Origin of the sequence: Embleya sp. NPDC050493, assembly GCF_044458105.1 — a bacterium.
In the GTDB taxonomy this organism is placed as follows: Bacteria; Actinomycetota; Actinomycetes; order Streptomycetales; family Streptomycetaceae; genus Embleya.
In genome coordinates, this window is the sequence record NZ_JBITHP010000056.1 from 1 (window position 1) to 15,914 (window position 15,914).

Annotated in this window: 13 protein-coding genes; 3 read left to right on the forward strand and 10 right to left on the reverse strand. The window is 72.6% G+C overall.

Going from position 1 to position 15,914, the window contains the following annotated elements; all coding sequences use genetic code 11:
• A partial coding sequence (locus tag ACIBM5_RS46065; protein ID WP_396012689.1) for an Hsp70 family protein occupies positions 1 to 1,096 on the reverse strand: 1,096 nt, incomplete at its 3' end.
• Positions 1,097 to 1,896: 800 nt separating this feature from the next.
• On the opposite strand from ACIBM5_RS46065, the gene ACIBM5_RS46070 reads away from it, so the two are divergent.
• Positions 1,897 to 2,724 (forward strand): inositol monophosphatase family protein, encoded by an 828-nt coding sequence (locus ACIBM5_RS46070; protein ID WP_396012690.1) that lies wholly within the window; start codon positions 1,897 to 1,899, stop codon positions 2,722 to 2,724.
• A gap of 73 nt (positions 2,725 to 2,797) precedes the next feature.
• Here ACIBM5_RS46070 and iolD read toward each other — a convergent pair whose 3' ends face one another.
• The 9 genes from iolD to ACIBM5_RS46115 all read right to left on the reverse strand — a co-directional run bounded on the left by iolD (position 2,798) and on the right by ACIBM5_RS46115 (position 12,762).
• Positions 2,798 to 4,699 carry a 3D-(3,5/4)-trihydroxycyclohexane-1,2-dione acylhydrolase (decyclizing) gene (iolD, locus tag ACIBM5_RS46075; protein ID WP_396012691.1) on the reverse strand — a complete coding sequence of 634 codons (1,902 nt, stop codon included), beginning with the start codon at positions 4,697 to 4,699 and terminating at the stop codon, positions 2,798 to 2,800.
• Positions 4,696 to 5,598 (reverse strand): 5-deoxy-glucuronate isomerase, encoded by a 903-nt coding sequence (iolB, locus tag ACIBM5_RS46080; protein WP_391584432.1) that lies wholly within the window; start codon positions 5,596 to 5,598, stop codon positions 4,696 to 4,698. The genes iolD and iolB overlap by 4 nt, the downstream gene beginning before the upstream one ends.
• On the reverse strand, positions 5,595 to 6,512 hold the full coding sequence (locus ACIBM5_RS46085; protein WP_391584431.1) for an aldolase: 918 nt from the start codon (positions 6,510 to 6,512) through the stop codon (positions 5,595 to 5,597). Before ACIBM5_RS46085 ends, iolB begins: the two co-directional genes overlap by 4 nt.
• Positions 6,509 to 7,540, reverse strand: coding sequence for a 5-dehydro-2-deoxygluconokinase (gene iolC, locus ACIBM5_RS46090; RefSeq protein ID WP_391584430.1), 1,032 nt, complete (start codon positions 7,538 to 7,540; stop codon positions 6,509 to 6,511). Before iolC ends, ACIBM5_RS46085 begins: the two co-directional genes overlap by 4 nt.
• Positions 7,537 to 8,427, reverse strand: a complete 891-nt coding sequence (locus tag ACIBM5_RS46095) for an ATP-binding cassette domain-containing protein (RefSeq protein ID WP_396012692.1) — start codon at positions 8,425 to 8,427, stop codon at positions 7,537 to 7,539. The genes iolC and ACIBM5_RS46095 overlap by 4 nt, the downstream gene beginning before the upstream one ends.
• Positions 8,424 to 9,536: an ABC transporter permease gene (locus ACIBM5_RS46100; protein WP_396012693.1), complete on the reverse strand. Its 1,113-nt coding sequence runs from the start codon at positions 9,534 to 9,536 to the stop codon at positions 8,424 to 8,426. Before ACIBM5_RS46100 ends, ACIBM5_RS46095 begins: the two co-directional genes overlap by 4 nt.
• Positions 9,533 to 10,528, reverse strand: a complete 996-nt coding sequence (locus ACIBM5_RS46105; protein WP_391584427.1) for a sugar ABC transporter substrate-binding protein — start codon at positions 10,526 to 10,528, stop codon at positions 9,533 to 9,535. The genes ACIBM5_RS46100 and ACIBM5_RS46105 overlap by 4 nt, the downstream gene beginning before the upstream one ends.
• Positions 10,529 to 10,720: 192 nt before the next feature.
• Positions 10,721 to 11,716, reverse strand: a complete 996-nt coding sequence (locus ACIBM5_RS46110) for a TIM barrel protein (protein WP_396012694.1) — start codon at positions 11,714 to 11,716, stop codon at positions 10,721 to 10,723.
• The gene (locus ACIBM5_RS46115; protein WP_396012695.1) at positions 11,716 to 12,762 is read right to left on the reverse strand and encodes a Gfo/Idh/MocA family oxidoreductase; all 1,047 of its coding nucleotides are present in this window, start codon (positions 12,760 to 12,762) and stop codon (positions 11,716 to 11,718) included. Before ACIBM5_RS46115 ends, ACIBM5_RS46110 begins: the two co-directional genes overlap by 1 nt.
• Positions 12,763 to 13,404: 642 nt before the next feature.
• On the opposite strand from ACIBM5_RS46115, the gene ACIBM5_RS46120 reads away from it, so the two are divergent.
• The gene (locus ACIBM5_RS46120; RefSeq protein WP_396012696.1) at positions 13,405 to 14,406 is read left to right on the forward strand and encodes a LacI family DNA-binding transcriptional regulator; all 1,002 of its coding nucleotides are present in this window, start codon (positions 13,405 to 13,407) and stop codon (positions 14,404 to 14,406) included.
• A gap of 695 nt (positions 14,407 to 15,101) precedes the next feature.
• Complete coding sequence (locus ACIBM5_RS46125) at positions 15,102 to 15,779, forward strand: transglycosylase family protein (protein WP_396012697.1); 678 nt, start codon at positions 15,102 to 15,104, stop codon at positions 15,777 to 15,779.
• The last annotated feature ends 135 nt before the right edge of the window (positions 15,780 to 15,914 follow it).

Sequence of the window (15,914 nt, forward strand, 5' to 3'; positions counted from 1 at the left end):
CGTCCTTGACCTCACCCTTGAGCACACCGGCCTGGAGCGCGGCGCCGACGGCCACGACCTCGTCCGGGTTGACGCCCTTGTTGGGCTCCTTGCCGTCGGTGAGCTCGCGGACGAGTTCGGTGACGGCCGGCATCCGGGTCGAGCCGCCCACCAGCACCACCTGGTCCACGTCCGAGACGGAGATGCCGGCGTCCTTGATCGCCGCGTGGAACGGCCCCCGGCAGCGCTCCAGCAGATCGACCGTCAGCTGCTGGAACTGGGCGCGGGTGAGCTTCTCGTCCAGGTGCAGCGGGCCCTCGGCCGAGGCGGTGATGTAGGGCAGGTTGATCGAGGTCTCGGTTGCGCTGGACAGCTCCACCTTGGCCTTCTCCGCCGCCTCGCGCAGCCGTTGGAGGGCCATCTTGTCCTTGGACAGATCCACGCCGTGTGCGTTCTTGAACTGCTTGACCAGGTAATCCATCACTCGCTGGTCCCAGTCGTCACCGCCCAGATGGGTGTCGCCGTGCGTCGCCTTGACCTCCACGACGCCCTCGCCGATCTCCAACAGCGACACGTCGAACGTGCCGCCGCCCAGGTCGAACACCAGGATCATCTGGTCGCGCGACTTGTCCAGGCCGTAGGCCAGCGCCGCCGCGGTGGGCTCGTTGACGATGCGCAGCACGTTCAGGCCGGCGATCTCCCCGGCCTCCTTGGTGGCCTGCCGCTGGGCGTCGTCGAAGTACGCCGGGACCGTGACCACCGCGTCGGTGACCTTCTCGCCGAGGTAGGCCTCGGCGTCGCGCTTGAGCTTCTGCAGGACCCGCGCGGCGATCTCCTGCGCGGTGTACCGCTTGCCGTCGATCTCGCCGACGTCGGGAAAGTGCCACGAGTTGTCGCCCATGTGGCGTTTCACCGATCGTGCGGTGCGCTCGACGTTGGTCACCGCCTGGCGCTTGGCCACCTCACCGACCAGCACCTCGCCGTTCTTCGCGAACGCGACCACCGACGGTGTCGTCCGCGCACCTTCCGCATTCGTGATGACGGTGGGTTCACCGGCTTCGAGAACCGCGACCACCGAATTGGTCGTGCCGAGGTCGATACCGACCGGACGTGCCATGACGACGCTCCTCGTCGAACGTCGAGCGCTCCGGTGGCCGATCCCGCTGCGCGCCCCGGCACCTCCGGCGCCGCGACCGCCCCCGACCCACGGGCCCGCCACCGGGCTCTCGTACCTAGCGGCCGTGCGGGTACTACCTCCGGAATATGACCCGCCTGCCCCCATGTCAACCGCAACCGTCCCGATCGCCACTCTCGCCCCACCAACGGTGACCGCACCCGCACGGCCGGTTGCCGAGGACGTCCCTCTTTCCCCGGCTCCGTCGCGCCGACCACCGAGGATCGGCTGCCGCCCCGGGCCGGGTCCGTCGGGACACGTGCACCCATCGGTGAGCACGCCGTCACCGTACGGAGGCGTTCTGCCTGGGGTCGGTTCGTCGAGGCGCGTGGGTGCCGCACGCGTCGAGGGGAGGTCGTGGATCGTTCATCGCATTCGGCTGGGCGGCGAGGCCGCCGAGGCGTTCCGCCGGCGGCGCCCGGATGCGGCCGGCCGCCGGTCCACGACCGCAACTCCCGTGACCACGACGGCGAATGCCCGGGAGTTCGCGCCCGGGCGCAGCCAACTCGGTGGTGGACGGCGGCGGCCCTCGACATAATGCAGGGGCAATCTATTGCACGACGGCGATCCGATGCAGGACGTGTTCTCCATGCCCGCCGGGCACCACGGCCGGGACCGAGGACACGCCCCGGGCACGGCTTTCGCGTGGGGCGAGGGCCGCAGGCCGATCGCGTGGGCCGACCCTCGGCCCCCGATCGATCGGGCATCGGCTTCATCGACCGCCGTAGGCAAGGAGCGACACCGTGGTCTTTCCCCTTCCCCGTACGCTCGCGGCCCTGCGCGTCGCCCGAGAAGCCGCCCAGACCATTCGCAGAGCCGGTCGTCCTCGGCGGATCCGGCTCAAGTCCTCCGCCGCGGACCTGGTCACCGCGACCGATCTGCGGGTGGAGAAACTGGTCCGGGCCTGGCTGGGCAGCCACTATCCGCAGGACGCGGTGGTCGGCGAAGAGGGCGGCGGGCTGGCCGAGTTGGATCTGCGTCGGCCGACCTGGTTCGTGGATCCGCTCGACGGCACCACCAACTTCGCGCACGGACTGCCGCACTACGCGTGCGCGATCGCGTTCTGGGACGGCGAAAAACTCGCGCTCGGCGTGGTCGCCGACGCGACCCGGCGCCGGACCTACTGGGCCGAGGCCGGCCGCGGCGCCTACGAGGGCCGCAAGCGCCTGCGCGTATCCGACACCCGCACGCTGGGCCGCAGTGTGATCGCCACCGGCTTCCCGCCGTCCCGGTCCACCGACCCGGACAACAACCTGGCCGAGTTCCTGTCCGTGGTCAACGACACCCGTGACGTGCGCCGGCTGGGCTGCGCGGGCATCGACCTGTCGTGGGTGGCGGCCGGGCGCCTGGACGCGTACTGGGAACAGCGCTGCGGCCCGTGGGACTGGGCACCCGGCGCGATCCTGGTCCGCGAGGCCGGCGGGCGGGCCACCACGTTCGAGGGTGCCGACTGGAAGCCCGGCGACGGCGAGTTGGTGGCCTCCAACGGCGCCATCCACGACCGGCTGCTGCGCTCGTTCGCCCAGGCCAGGGCCGGCGCCGGGTTGCCCGCCCGGCCGATCGCGGCCTGACCCGGCCGCACGTCGGGACACCGCGCGGGCCCGCGACCGGTGGTCGAGCACCGTTCGCGGGCCGCTCGCGGCCTCAGCCCTTGCGTACCCGCTCGGCCCGGGCCAGGTCCATGCGCTCGCGCGCCGCGGCCACCTCCGGCCGCGCCGACACCTCGGGCACGCCCACCTCCCACCACGCGCCGGCCTCGGTCCACCGATCCGGCCGGGTGCGCACGACCACCACGGCCGGCCGACGCGCCGCCCGCGCCGCCGCGTACGCCTTCGCCAACTCCTCCACCGTGTCTGCGGTGAACACCTCGGCGCCCAACGCCGCGGCGTGCGCGGCGAAATCGACCCGGTGGTCGGCTGCGGCACCCGGACCCCGGCAGTCGGTGATCATGTTGTTGAACGGTGCCGCGCCCTGGCCCTCCTGGAGTCGGGCGATCACCGCGTATCCGCCGTTGTCGCAGACCACCGCGACGAACCGGTGTCCGGACAGGACCGCCGAGTACAGCTCGGAGTTGAGCATCAGGTAGGAACCGTCGCCCAGCAGGGTGGTGACCACGCCCGCCGGCCGCGCCATCGCCGCGCCCCACGCGCCCGCGATCTCGTAGCCCATGCAGGAGAACCCGTACTCGACGTCCATCGTCGCCGCGCCGACCGGACCGCGGGACCGCCAGCCGCCGACCAGTTCGCCGGGCAGCCCGCCCGCGGCGGTGAGCACGTAGTCATCGGGCCCGGAGATCGTGTTGACCACGCCCACCACCTGCGCGTAGGTCGGCGGCACGGCCGGCTCGCCCGCCTCGCGCAGCCGATCGACCACGCCGTCCCAGGCCCGTCGTTCGCGCTCGGCCCGCGCGGTCCAGGCCGGATCCGCCCGCCATCCGCCCAGCAGCGGCCCGAGTTCGCGCAGCGCCTCACGGGCGTCCGCGGTCACCGGGGCGGCGCGCCGCTTGACCGCGTCGAACCGGGCCGCGTTGATCGACACCAGGCGAGCGTCGGCGGCGAACACGCTCCACGACGCGGTGGTGAAGTCCTGGAGGCGGGTGCCGACGGCCAGGATCAGGTCGGCGTCGGCGGCGAGCGCGTTGGCCGAGGCGGAGCCGGTCACCCCGAGCGGTCCGGCGTGCAGCGGGTGGTCGTGCGGGAGCAGCGTGCGTCCCGCGACCGTCTCGGCGAACGGGACACCGTGCGCCTGCGCCACCGCCGACACCTCGCGTGCCGCGTCCGAGTAGCGCACCCCGCCGCCGACCACCAGCAGCGGACGCCTCGCCTCGCGCAACAGCTCCGCCGCGTCCGCGAGTTCGCGCAGGTCGGCGCGCGGTCGCGGCGGCCGGTGCAGGCGCGGCGCGAACAGGCTCACCGGGAAGTCGTACGCCTCGGCCTGGACGTCCTGCGGCAGCGCGAGGGTGACCGGCCCGCAGTCGGCCGGGTCGGTCAGCACCCGGGCCACGTGCGGGAGGGTGGCGATCAGCTGTTCCGGCCGGGTGATCCGGTCCCAGTAGCGGCTCACCGCGCGGAAGGCGTCGTTGACGGTCGTGCTCGGGTCGTGGAAGTGCTCGACCTGTTGCAGCACCGGATCCGGGGCGCGGCTCGCGAAGGTGTCGCCGACCAGCAGCAGCAGCGGCAGCCGGTTGGCGTGCGCGACGCCCGCGGCGGTGACCATGTTCAGCGCGCCGGGCCCGATCGAGGAGGTGGCCGTGAGCACCTGCCGGCGCTGGGTGGCGCGGGCGTAGCCGATCGCGGCCAGTGCCATGCCCTGTTCGTTCTGGCCGCGCCAGACCGGCATCGCCGCGCCGGCCTCGTGCAACGCGTCGCCCAGACCGAGCACGTTGCCGTGGCCGAAGATGGCGAACACGCCGGGGAAGAGCCTGGCCCGGCTCCCGTCGAGGAGTTCGCTCTCCTGGGCCACCAGCCAGCGCACCAGGGCCTGCGCGGTGGTCAGCCGCACGGTCGCCCCGGGCGTCGGGCCGGCCGCGGGCGTCGGCGTGCTCATCGGTTTCCTCCATCCGGCGTCGGCAGCGGGGTCATCGGGCACCTGGGATCGGGCGTCTGTTCGGCCCAGCTCTCCCGAACCCAGTGGTGGGCGGGGTCGTCGCAGGCGAGCATCGCCCGCTCGTCGCCCGGGCCGGCCATCACGTTGAGGTAGTAGAGGTGGTGTCCGGGGCAGGCCACGCAGGGACCGTGGTAGCCGCGCGGGACGAGGAACACGTCGCCGTCGCGGACGGTCACCGTCTCGTCGATCGCGCCGTCGGTGGTGTAGGTGCGGTGCAGGCCGAAGCCGGTCCGGTCGGGGGTGCGTCCGTCCCGCCCGGCCACCCGGAAGAAGTAGATCTCCTCGTTGACGCTCTCGTGCGCGCTCGCCGTGTCGTGCTTGTGCGGCGGGTACGAGGACCAGTTGCCGTCCGGGGTGAGGATCTCGCAGACGATCAGTCTGTCCGCCTCGAACGCGTCGGGGGTCATCAGGTTGTTCGCCTGCCGGGTCGCGCGCCCGGCGCCGCGCACCTCGACCGGCACGCCGGTCGCCGGGCCGTACGCCGGGTCCAGCCGCCGGCGGGCCCGCGCCGAGGCGAGCGCGAGTTGGCAGCCGTGCTCGCTGGACAGCCGCAGTTCGGCGTCGCGTGGTACGTACGCGAAGTCCGGCACCGCGGTGAACACGCTCTCGCGTCCGCCGAGTTCGAACCGGCGACCCTCGGTCTGCACGGTCGCCGAGCCGGCCAGCGGGATCACCGCGACCTCGTGCTCGCCGGTCGCCAGGTCCCGCCGGCCGCCGGGGGGCAGGTGGATCACCCGCAGGCCGCTGTGCCGCCAGCCGGCGAGTTCGGGAGTGATCAGCAGCGGATCCTCGGCGCCGGTGGCGGTGCCCCAGGGGTGGAACAGGGTCGGGTCGTTCACACGATCACCTCGATCGCTCGCGGGTCGGCGGCGCGCAGCACCCGCGCGGCGGCGGCCACCGCGCCGCGCACGTCCCCGTCCGCCGGGTACAGCAGCGCACGGCCCACCACCAGGCCGCGCACGGCCGGTTGGGCCAGGGCGCGCCCCCACGAGGACAGGTCGGCCTGCGGGTCGGCCGAGGGCACGCCGCCCAGTACCACGGTCGGCAGGGTGGTCGCGCCGGCCACCCGGTCCGGTTCCTCGGTGGCGGGCAGCTTGAGCCACGTGTAGGCGGAGGTGGTGCCCAGCGCCGAGGCGACGGTGACCGCGCGCACGTTGGCGGCGGTGCCGCGGTCGAGGACCAGTCGTCCGCAGGCGTCGCGCCGGTAGGGCAGCGGTTCGATCATCGCCCGGATCCCGTGCTCGGCCAGTTCGCTCACCGCGCGGGCGCAGCCCTCCAGCGTGGGTATCGTGCCCGCGTCCTCGTCGACGATGCGCAGCAGCATCTTGCCGCCGTCGAGCCGGTATCGGCGGATCGCGTCCGCGTCGTAGCCGGTGAAGCGGTCGTCGATCTCCCAGGACGCGCCGGACAGGCCGCCCCGGTTCATCGAACCGATCACCACCTTGTCCTCCAGCACGCCCAGGAGCAGCAGTTCCTCGATCACGTCGGGGGTGCCCAGGACCCCGTCCACGTCCGGGTGTGCCAGGGCGTCGACCAGTCGGCCGAGCAGGTCGCGCCGGTCGGCCATGGCGAGCGGGTCGGTGCCCACCCCGAGCGAGCCGCGCCCGGGGTGGTCGGCGGCGACCAGGAAGAGGGTGCCGTGCGCGGAGAGCAGGCGCGGCCGGCGCCGGCGCTCGGCATAGGCGGTGCGTACCGCGTCGGGCCGGGTCGCCCGGGTCGCCAGCAGGTTGGTCCAGTCGCGGTCGCTGATCACGTTCGGTTCTCCAGCATCGGGTGGTTCACGAGTTCCTCGATGTCCGCGTCGGTGGGCATCGCGTCGGCGCACGCGAGTCGGGCGGCGACCAGCGCCCCGGCGGCGTTGGCGTATTCGGCGATGCGTTCCGGGTCCCAGCCGGCGAGCAGGCCGTGCACGAGGGCACCGCCGAAGGCATCGCCCGCGCCGAGCCCGCACACCGCCTCGACCCGGCGGGGGGCGATGGTGGTGCTGCCCTCGGGCGTGGCCACCAGGACACCTTCGCCGCCCTTCTTGACCAGGACCAGCCGCACGCCGCGGTCGAGCAGTCGGCGGGCCGCCTCGTCCGGGTCCGCGGTGCCGACCGCGATCGCCACCTCGGTCCGGTTGCCCACCACGACCGTGGCCTCGTCCACGAGTTCGCCGATGTGTCGGGTGGCGGCGGCCGGGTCGGACCAGAACATCGGCCGGTAGTCGAGGTCGAGCACGGTGTGCGCGCGTCGGCCCCGCGCGGCGAGCATCCGCCGATGGGTGCCGCGCGAGGGCTCGGTGCTCACGCCGGTGCCGGTCACCCACAACACCGGCACGTCGCGAATCAGGCCCCACGGCACGTCCTCGTCGGTGAGCGTGAGGTCGGGAGCCACCGGGAGCCGGTAGAACAGCAGCGGCGGGTCCTCGGGCGGGTCGAGGGCGCAGAACACCACCGGGGTGAGCAGCCGTTCGTGGGTGGCCACCCACGTGGGGTCGACGCCGAAGTCGGTCAGCGCGGTGCGCACGTAGGTGCCGAACGGGTCGGCGCCGACCTTGGTCAGCACCGCGGAGCGGCGGCCCAGCCGGGCGGCGGCGACCGCCACGTTGGTGGCGGTGCCGCCGAGCGACCTGGCGAAGGTCTCGACCCGCTCCAGCGGGACGCCGCTCTGTTGCGGGTACAGGTCCACCCCCACGCGCCCGACCGTGAGCACGTCCGGGGCCGGCCCCGAGTCCGGGCCGAGCGGGGGCCGCGCACCGTCGGCCGCCCGCTCCGGCCCGGCCGCCGTCGGGTCCGTCATGTCTTCACCTCCGCACCCAACTCGTGTGCGAGTGCCTCGAGTTCGGCGCCGCCGGCCATCTGTCGGGTGAGTTCGGCCACGGTGATCTCGGATTTGCCGAAGCAACCCTGGCTGCGGCCGCGGTTGAGCAACAGGAAGCGGTCACCCACCGGGTAGGCGTGGTGCGGATTGTGCGTGATGAACACGACGCCCAGACCCCGATCCCGGGCCCGCGCGATGTAGCGGAGCACGACGCCCGCCTGTTTGACGCCGAGCGCGGCGGTCGGCTCGTCCAGGATCAGCACCTTGGCGCCGAAGTGCACGGCCCGCGCGATCGCCACGCACTGCCGCTCGCCGCCGGAGAGTGTGCCCACGGGCTGCTCGACGTCGCGCAGGTCGATACCCATGTCCGACAGTGCCCGGCGCGCGGTCTCGCGTGCCGTGCCGATGTCCAGCCGGGAGAACGGGCCGCGGCCCTTGCGCGGTTCCGAGCCGAGGAAGAAGTTGCGCCACACGCTCATCAGCGGCACCACGGCCAGGTCCTGGTAGACCGTGGCGATACCCCGGTCGAGGGCCTGCCGGGGCGAGGAGAACCGGACGGGCGTGCCCTCCACGAGGTAGGCGCCGCTGTCGTTGGCGTGTACGCCCGCCAGGATCTTGATGAAGGTCGACTTACCCGCGCCGTTGTCGCCCAGGACGCACGTCACCTCGCCGGCGTCGACCGACGTGGAGACGTCGTCGAGGGCGATCACGCTGCCGAACCGCTTGCCGATGCCGCGCAGTTCGAGCAGATGCGCACCGGAGCCGGGACCGCTCGTCCCGGCCTTGGTCGCGCCCGCCCGCACGCCGGCGGCGCTCTCGCCGGTGGTCGGCTCCTCGGCCGGCGGCCGAGCTGGTGGATTCGTCATCGACGGGACCTCTCCGCGCGGCGCCGGAAGGAGTTGTTGACCAGGACGGCCGCCAGCAGCATCACGCCGAGGAAGAGCTGGAACCAGTCGCTGTTCCACTTCGCGTAGACGATGCCCTGGCGGGCCATGCCGAAGATCAGCGCACCCACCGCGGCGCCGATCGCCGAGCCGTAGCCGCCGGTGAGCAGGCAACCCCCGATCACCGCGGCGATGATGTACTGGAATTCCAGGCCGATGCCCTGATTGGCCTGGACCGAGGTGTAGCGCAGGATGTTGATCGAGCCGACCAGCCAGCCGGCGCCCGCGGTGGTCATGAACAACACGATCTTGGTGCGGTCCACCGGCACGCCGACGTTGCGCGCGCTGACCGGTGCGCCGCCGACGGCATAGATCCAGTTGCCGAACCGGGTCCGCGCGAGCAACCAGGTCGCCAGCGCGGCCAGTACCAGCCACCACAACACCGAGACCTGGATCTCGGTGCCGGCGACGGCCATGGTGGAGGCGAAGAACCGGCCGGCCGACTCGTAGCCGTCGGTCGAGCGCATCCCGCTGACCTGGACGCTGTTCGTCACATGTCGGGTGACCCCGAGGTTGAGGCCCTGCAGGGCCAGGAACGTGCCCAGCGTGATGATGAAGCTGGGCAGTCCGGTACGCACCACGAGCCAGCCGTTGAGCGCCCCGACCGCGAGTGCGAACACCAGCGACACCGCGAGCGCGGGCCACACCGACCAGCCCGCCCTGGTCGCCAGCATCGCCGTGATGAGCGCGGTCGAGGCGGTCATCACCCCGGCGGACAGGTCGAATTCGCCGCCGATCATCAGCAGCGCCACGGCCACCGCCATGATGCCCAGGGTGGCCGAGTCGTCCAGCCAGGTGGCGGCTCCGGAGGCGGTGAAGAAGCCGTCCGCGACGATCGCGAAGAAGCACATGACCAGCACGGCGCCGATCAGCGAGCCCAGTTCGGGCCGGATCAGCAAGCGGTGCGCGAGTCGGGCCGGCGCGAGCCGTTCGTCCGGCCCAAGATCGCCGGCGGCGGTGCCGGCCGCGGCACGCTCCGCGCCGCCGGCCGCCGCGGCGGGCGCCGAGGGGGTCGAGGGACTCGTACTCACCTGGTCCCCCGCTGCGCGTACTCGGCCACCGCGCCGACGTTGTTCTTGTCCACGAAGCCGGGGCCGGTCAGTACGGGCTTGCCGCCGCCGACCGTGTTGGCGTTGTCCCGGTAGAGCTTGATCATCATCACCGGCAGGTAGCCCTGCAGGTATTGCTGCTGGTCCACCGCGAAGACGATCCTGCCGTCCTTGATCCCGGTGACGACGTCCGGGTTGAGGTCGAAGGTGGCGATCTGCGCCTTGGAGTTCGCGTCGCCCACGGCGCCCACCGCGACCGCGGCCACCTGCGGGTTCAGCGCGAGCACGGCGTCGATCGAGGAGTCCGACTGGAGCGCGCCGCGAATGCGGGCCTGGATGTCGGTGGGGTTGCCGATGTCCACCTGGAGCGTCTGGGTCTGGCCGCCGAAGCCGGCCTTGGCGCCGTCGCAGCGCTGGTTCAGGCCGATGTTGCCCGCCTCGTGGATGACGCACAACATCTTGGTCCGGCCGGCCTGCTTGAGCTTGGCGCCGGCAGCCTCGCCGGCGATCGACTCGTCCTGGCCGACGTGTGCGATCGCACCGAACTCGGTGGACCTGCTCTGCCCCGAGTTGATGGTGATCACCGGAATACCCTTGGCGGTGGCCGCCTTGATCGAATTCGCCAGCGCGTCCGGGTTGGCCATCGAGACCACGATGCCGCCCACGCCCTGGGTGACCGCGTTGTCGATCAGCCGGGCCTGCCCGGCCGGGTCGCCGTTGCCCTGGTACTGGACGTCCACGCCCAGCTTCTTGCCCGCGTCCTGCGCGCCGTTCTGCACGACGCTCCAGAACGCGTCCCCCGCCGAGCCGTGGGTGATCACGGACACGGTGTTGTTGCCCTTGGCCGCGGCGGTGGGAGCGCCCTTGGGGGTCTTCTCGGCATCCGGGTCGTCGCCGGACGGGCTGCTGCATGCGGCGAGGACGAGCGCGGATACGCCTAGGGCGGCGGCGAATCCGAGGGAACGTCGGGGCATCGATTACTCCTCGTTCGGGACGGTCGGGACGGTCGGGACGAACGGGTCGGGTCGGGAGTCGGTCCGCGGTCGGTGCGGATCCGCGTCGATGGGCGGGCGGCGGTACGGGCGCGCGGCCCGGTACCGATGTCGTACCCGGCCGGGCGGCCGGCAAGGGCGTGCCGAACCGTCGGCCGCGCGCGAGCGTCGGTGTCAGTTGCCGCGCAGGTGCGCCAGACTGCGCGCGGTGTCGTGCCGGGGCAGGGCCGCGTCGTCCGGGTCGTCGGTCAGCCGGGTGTCCTGTTCCAGCACGTACCAGTCGCGGTATCCGGCCGCCCGCAGGGTCGCCACTATCTCGGCGACCGGGACGTCGCCCTCGCCGAGCGGGCGATAGAGGCCGTGCCCGACGGCCTCGGCGTAGGTCAGCGCGCCGGATCGCACGAGGGCGGCGGTGTCGGCGTGCACGTCCTTGAGGTGCACGTGCCCGATCCGGTCGGGGTGCCGGCGGACCAGGTCCAACGGGTCGGTCCCGCCGATCAGCAGGTGGCCGGTGTCCAGGCACAGCGGCAGGGCGCTGTCGCCGAGGAAACGCTCCACCTCCGCCGAGGTTTCCACGTGCGTGCCCACGTGCGGGTGCAGGGTGGTTCGCAGGCCGTATCCCCGCGCGATCCGCGCGACCTCGTCGGCCGTGTCGATCAGGCACCGCCACTGCTCGTCGGACAGTTCGGGTCGGGTGTCGTAGCCGTCCAGGCCGGTGGCGGCGGCCAGCACGAGCACCTCGCCACCGGCCGCGGCGATCAACGCGGCCGTGCGCTCCGCCGCGTCGGTCGCCGGTGCGACCCGATCCCGCTCGTGCAGCGCGAGCGCGGCGAACGAGCCGACCAGGGTCAGACCGTGCCCCGCCAACACGTCCTTGAGCACGGTGGGATCGTCCGGCAGGTAGCCGGGCGGACCCGCCTCGGTCGCGGTCAGGCCGAGATCGGCCATCTCGCCGAGCACCGTGTCCACCGGCAACATCGACCCCCACCCGGGCACTTCGCACACGCCCCAGGAGATCGGCGCGCCCGCGAGCCGGATGTCCGACGAGGCCGGGCCGGTCGAAGTCGAGGACGCGGCCAGGGGCGTCGCGGTGGTCGACGGACCCGCGGCGGCGGGCCCGGTCGGCGCAGTCGGGTCACCGGGCGTCGCCGGAGGGAGCGGTGTGCTCATCAGGCCACCTCCGTGGTCGGCGGCACCGACGCGCCCGCCGCGGCGAGTACGGCCGCCGGCTCGATCGGTCGGCCCTCGCGGCGCGAGCGTTCGCAGGCGTCCGCGAGCACCAGGCTGGCCAGCGAGTCGCGAACCGGGGACGGGTTGGCCATCCGGCCGGCGACCACCTCGACGAACACCCGCATCTCGTTGCCGTAGGCGAGCGCGAATCGTTCCGGGAAGCCGGGATAGGCATCGGGGCCGGCCTGCGGGCCGTCCGCCTCCAGCGAGGTCAGCGGGGTCCGGGGATCCAGGCCCACCGCGAGCGACTGGGTCGAGCCCAGCACCTCGATCCGGTGGTCGTACCCCGCCGGGTCGTGTCGCCCGCCGGTGAGCACCGCGTGCGCCCCGCTCGCGAACCGCAGCACCACGACCGCGTTGTCCACGTCGTCCGCCTTCGCGAACGCCTCGTCCACCAGCACCGATCCGCTCGCGAACACCTCGACGACCGGTTCGCCGAGCAGCCACGGCACCGCGTCCAGATCGTGGATGAGCAGGTCGCGGAAGATCCCGCCGGACGCGGGCAGGTAGCCGAGGTCCGGCGGTGCGGCGTCCTGGCCGACCGCGCGGACCAGATAGGGCGTACCCATCTCGCCCGCGTCAAGGCGGCGCTTCAACTCCACCACGGCCGGGTCGAATCGGCGTTGGAAGCCGACCAGGACCGGCACGCCGCTCGCCTCCACGTCCGCGATCAGGGCGATCATCGCGGCGATGTCCGAGGCGATCGGCTTCTCGCACAGCGTCGGTACGCCGGCGGCCACGGTCCGCCGCACCATCTGCGGGTGGGTGTCGGTGGGGGTCGCCACCACGACGCCGTCGACCGCGCCGAGCAGGGTCTCCGGGTCGCCGACGGCCTCGACGCCGAGTTCCCGCGCGAGGGCGTCCGCTCGACCCGGCAGCGGGTCGAACAGGACCAGTTCGTCGACCGTCTCCAGGATCGTGAGGTTCCGCGCGTGCATCGCGCCGATCCGCCCCACGCCTGCGACTCCGATACGCATCAGATTCATTTCTCCAGTGGACGGGTGGGCAATCGGTTGATCGGACAACCGGTGATTGGGCGACCGGCCGACCGGGCAGGTGGGCAACGGGACTTCGGCGGCCGACCGTGCGACTGCCGTGCTCGGGGCGCCGCCGAATCGGCACGCTCCACATTTTGGAGCGCTCCAATCCGGGAACGCCCCAAGACTGATACCCGCCGTCCGAGCGTGTCAAGACTCACTCGCCAGGTTCGCTCGGCGGTGCCGACACACCAGAGACGGTGGGCATTACAGCCATTCGTCGGACCGTTCGGCAGGTTGTTTCGGGTCGTTCCGGGTGGAGCGCTCCATTCTTTGGAGCGCTCCAAGCGTGTAATCTTCGTTCCACGGCCGTCGGCCGTCGGATCGCCGGGATCGTCGGCGTCGCCGGGGAGCCGATCGTGCGGGGCGGCGCTCCGGCATCGGGTGGCACGGGGTGGGATCGCGGTTGTGCGGGTCGCGGGCCCACCGGATGGTCGCAAGCGTCGAATCGGTGGACGCCGAACCCCGGGTCGGCACGTTTTCGACCGTCGGAGCCTCGACCGTCGGAGCCCCGACGACCGAGGCATCGATCGTCGGATCCGCCCGACCGACCCGGCCGCCGGCTCCACATCGGGAGAAAGGTGAGCATCAGTGTCCGGTCCCACCCTCGAGGACGTCGCCGCCCGCGCCGGGGTTTCCCGCTCGCTCGTGTCGCTGGTGATGCGGGACTCGCCCAAGGTCGGCGAGGTGCGCCGACAGGCCGTCCTGGCCGCCGCCCGCGAGTTGGGCTACCGCCCCAACCTCAACGCCCGCACCCTGGCCACCGGCAGCAGCAGCACGCTGGGCGTGATGATCTCCGACCTGCACAACCCGTACTTCGCCGAAGTGGTCGACGGCATCGAGGCCGCCGCGCACGCCTGCGGCATGGACATCATCCTGGGCACCGGCGGACGCCGTCCGGCGCACGAGCGCCGCAGCCTGGAACGCCTGCTCCAGTTCCACCCCGCGGGCCTGATCCTGCTGGGCCCGGTCGTGGAGACCTCCGCGATCGAGGATGCCGCCGCCCAGGTGCCCACCGTGCTGGTGGCCCGCAGCGTGCGAGCCGCCCGGGTGGACTCCGTCAACGACGACGGCGCCACCGGCTCGGCGTTGGCCGTCGGGCACCTGGCCGCGCTCGGCCATCGCGACATCGTGCACGTGGACGGCGGCGCCGGCTCGCAGTCCGCGGTCCGCCGCCGCGGCTACGAACAGGCCATGACGCGCCTGGCGTTGGGCCGCCACATGTCCGTCGTACCGAGCGAGTACACCGACACGGGCGGCGCCCGGGCCGCGCGCGCCCTGCTGGACCGCGACACCCTCCCGACGGCCATCGTCGCGGCCAACGACTTCAACGCGGTCGGCATCATCGGCGAGTTGTCCGCGTCCGGGGTACGGGTGCCCGGGGACGTCTCCGTGGTCGGCTACGACAACACCCACCTGGCCGGACTGCGGCACATCGGCCTGACCACGATCAACCAGCCGCGCGAGGAGATGGGCCGGCTGGCCACCGAAACCCTCCTCCAACGCCTACGCGGCGAACGCGGCAAAGCCGCCCGCCACCTCCTCCACCCGGAACTGGTCGTCCGCACCAGCACCGCACCCCCGAGGAGCTAGTGCCGCGCGCGAGATCCCGTGGGCGGTGGTGGTGGGAAACTCCGCGACCCGCCGGCATTAAATTACTATTATGTGCGGTTGGCCGATACGAAACCGACTGTTGTCAATCGCTCCGAATCGCCGATCGCGCGCGGATGGTACCGGCTGCGCGAAACACCACCCGGAAGAGCCGGGCCGCCGTCGCATGAAATCTTCGAGAGACCCTTCGAGGTTTATTGCCGGGCCCTGCATTGTTCGGCTCGCGACAAAGTCGTTTTCATCGAAATCCCTGCTCCGGAGTAGGGAGCGACCTCCTCGGAGACGGGGCCGGAGGCGGGGTGCCGGTCACGGCCGACACCCCTACGGTGCAATGGAATCACCCGTACGGTCGCCCACCGAACGGCGCCGCGGCAGCGAATTTGCCGGCCCATGGGAAAGATTCGACACCTGTCCGACACACGCGGGAAATGCCGCTGTGGCCTGCGAAAACGTAGTCGGTCGTTGATATCGACGACGCGGGTTGTCTAGCGTCTGCGCCAAGTGCAGACCGCACCCCCGTTTTTCGCCGTGCAGACGCGGCCGAACTCGCGACCGAGTCGCGAGGTGGAGGCAACGAAACGCTCGTCACAAGCATCCGGGCGATTCGGATGACCGGAACGGATTCCTCGCGGATCGCCGCCGGTCGAGCCCCACAGGGGGAATTCCGAAGGGAATCCATGCTTTCTCACAGCACCACGCACCGTGACGAATCGCACCGAGCCGGCGGCCGACGCCGGCTGCGCACCTCGGCCGTCGTCGGGGTCGTCGCGACCTCACTCGTCGGCTTCGTCGCGGTGGGCCAGGCCCGGGCCGCGGACGATGCCACCTGGGACCGGGTCGCGCACTGCGAGAGCGGCGGCAACTGGACCACCGACACCGGCAACGGCTACCACGGTGGACTGCAGTTCAAAGAGAGCACGTGGAAGGCCAACGGCGGCAAGGGCCGCGCGCAGGAGGCGTCCAAGGCGGAGCAGATCCGCGTCGCCGAGAACGTACTGCGATCACAGGGGGCGGGCGCCTGGCCCGTCTGCGGACGCGAGGCCGGTCTGGCCGGCGCCGGCCCCGCCCGGCGCGCCGAACGCTCCGCGAACGACCGGTCCGGGCAACCCGCGAAGGCCGCCGCACCCGATCGGCCGGCTTCCGACTCCCGCGAGCAACCCGACTCCTCCCCCGAACAGTCCCCGTTGCCCACGGACGCCGACGAGATCGTCGTCCGGCCCGGCGACACCCTGTCCGGCATCGCCGCCGCACACCACCTCCCCGGCGGTTGGCCGGCCCTGTACGCCAAGAACCAGGCGACGGTGGGCCCGAACCCCGACCTGATCCGCCCCGGCCAACGCCTGTCGCTGCGCTGACCCGCGACACCGCGCGGGGGGGGGGGGGGGGGGGGGCGGCCCGCCCCCCCCCCCCCCCCCCCCCCCGGCCGCCCCCCCCCCCCCCGGCCGGGCCCCCCCCCCCCCCCCCCGGGCCGCCCCCCCGCCCCCGCGGGG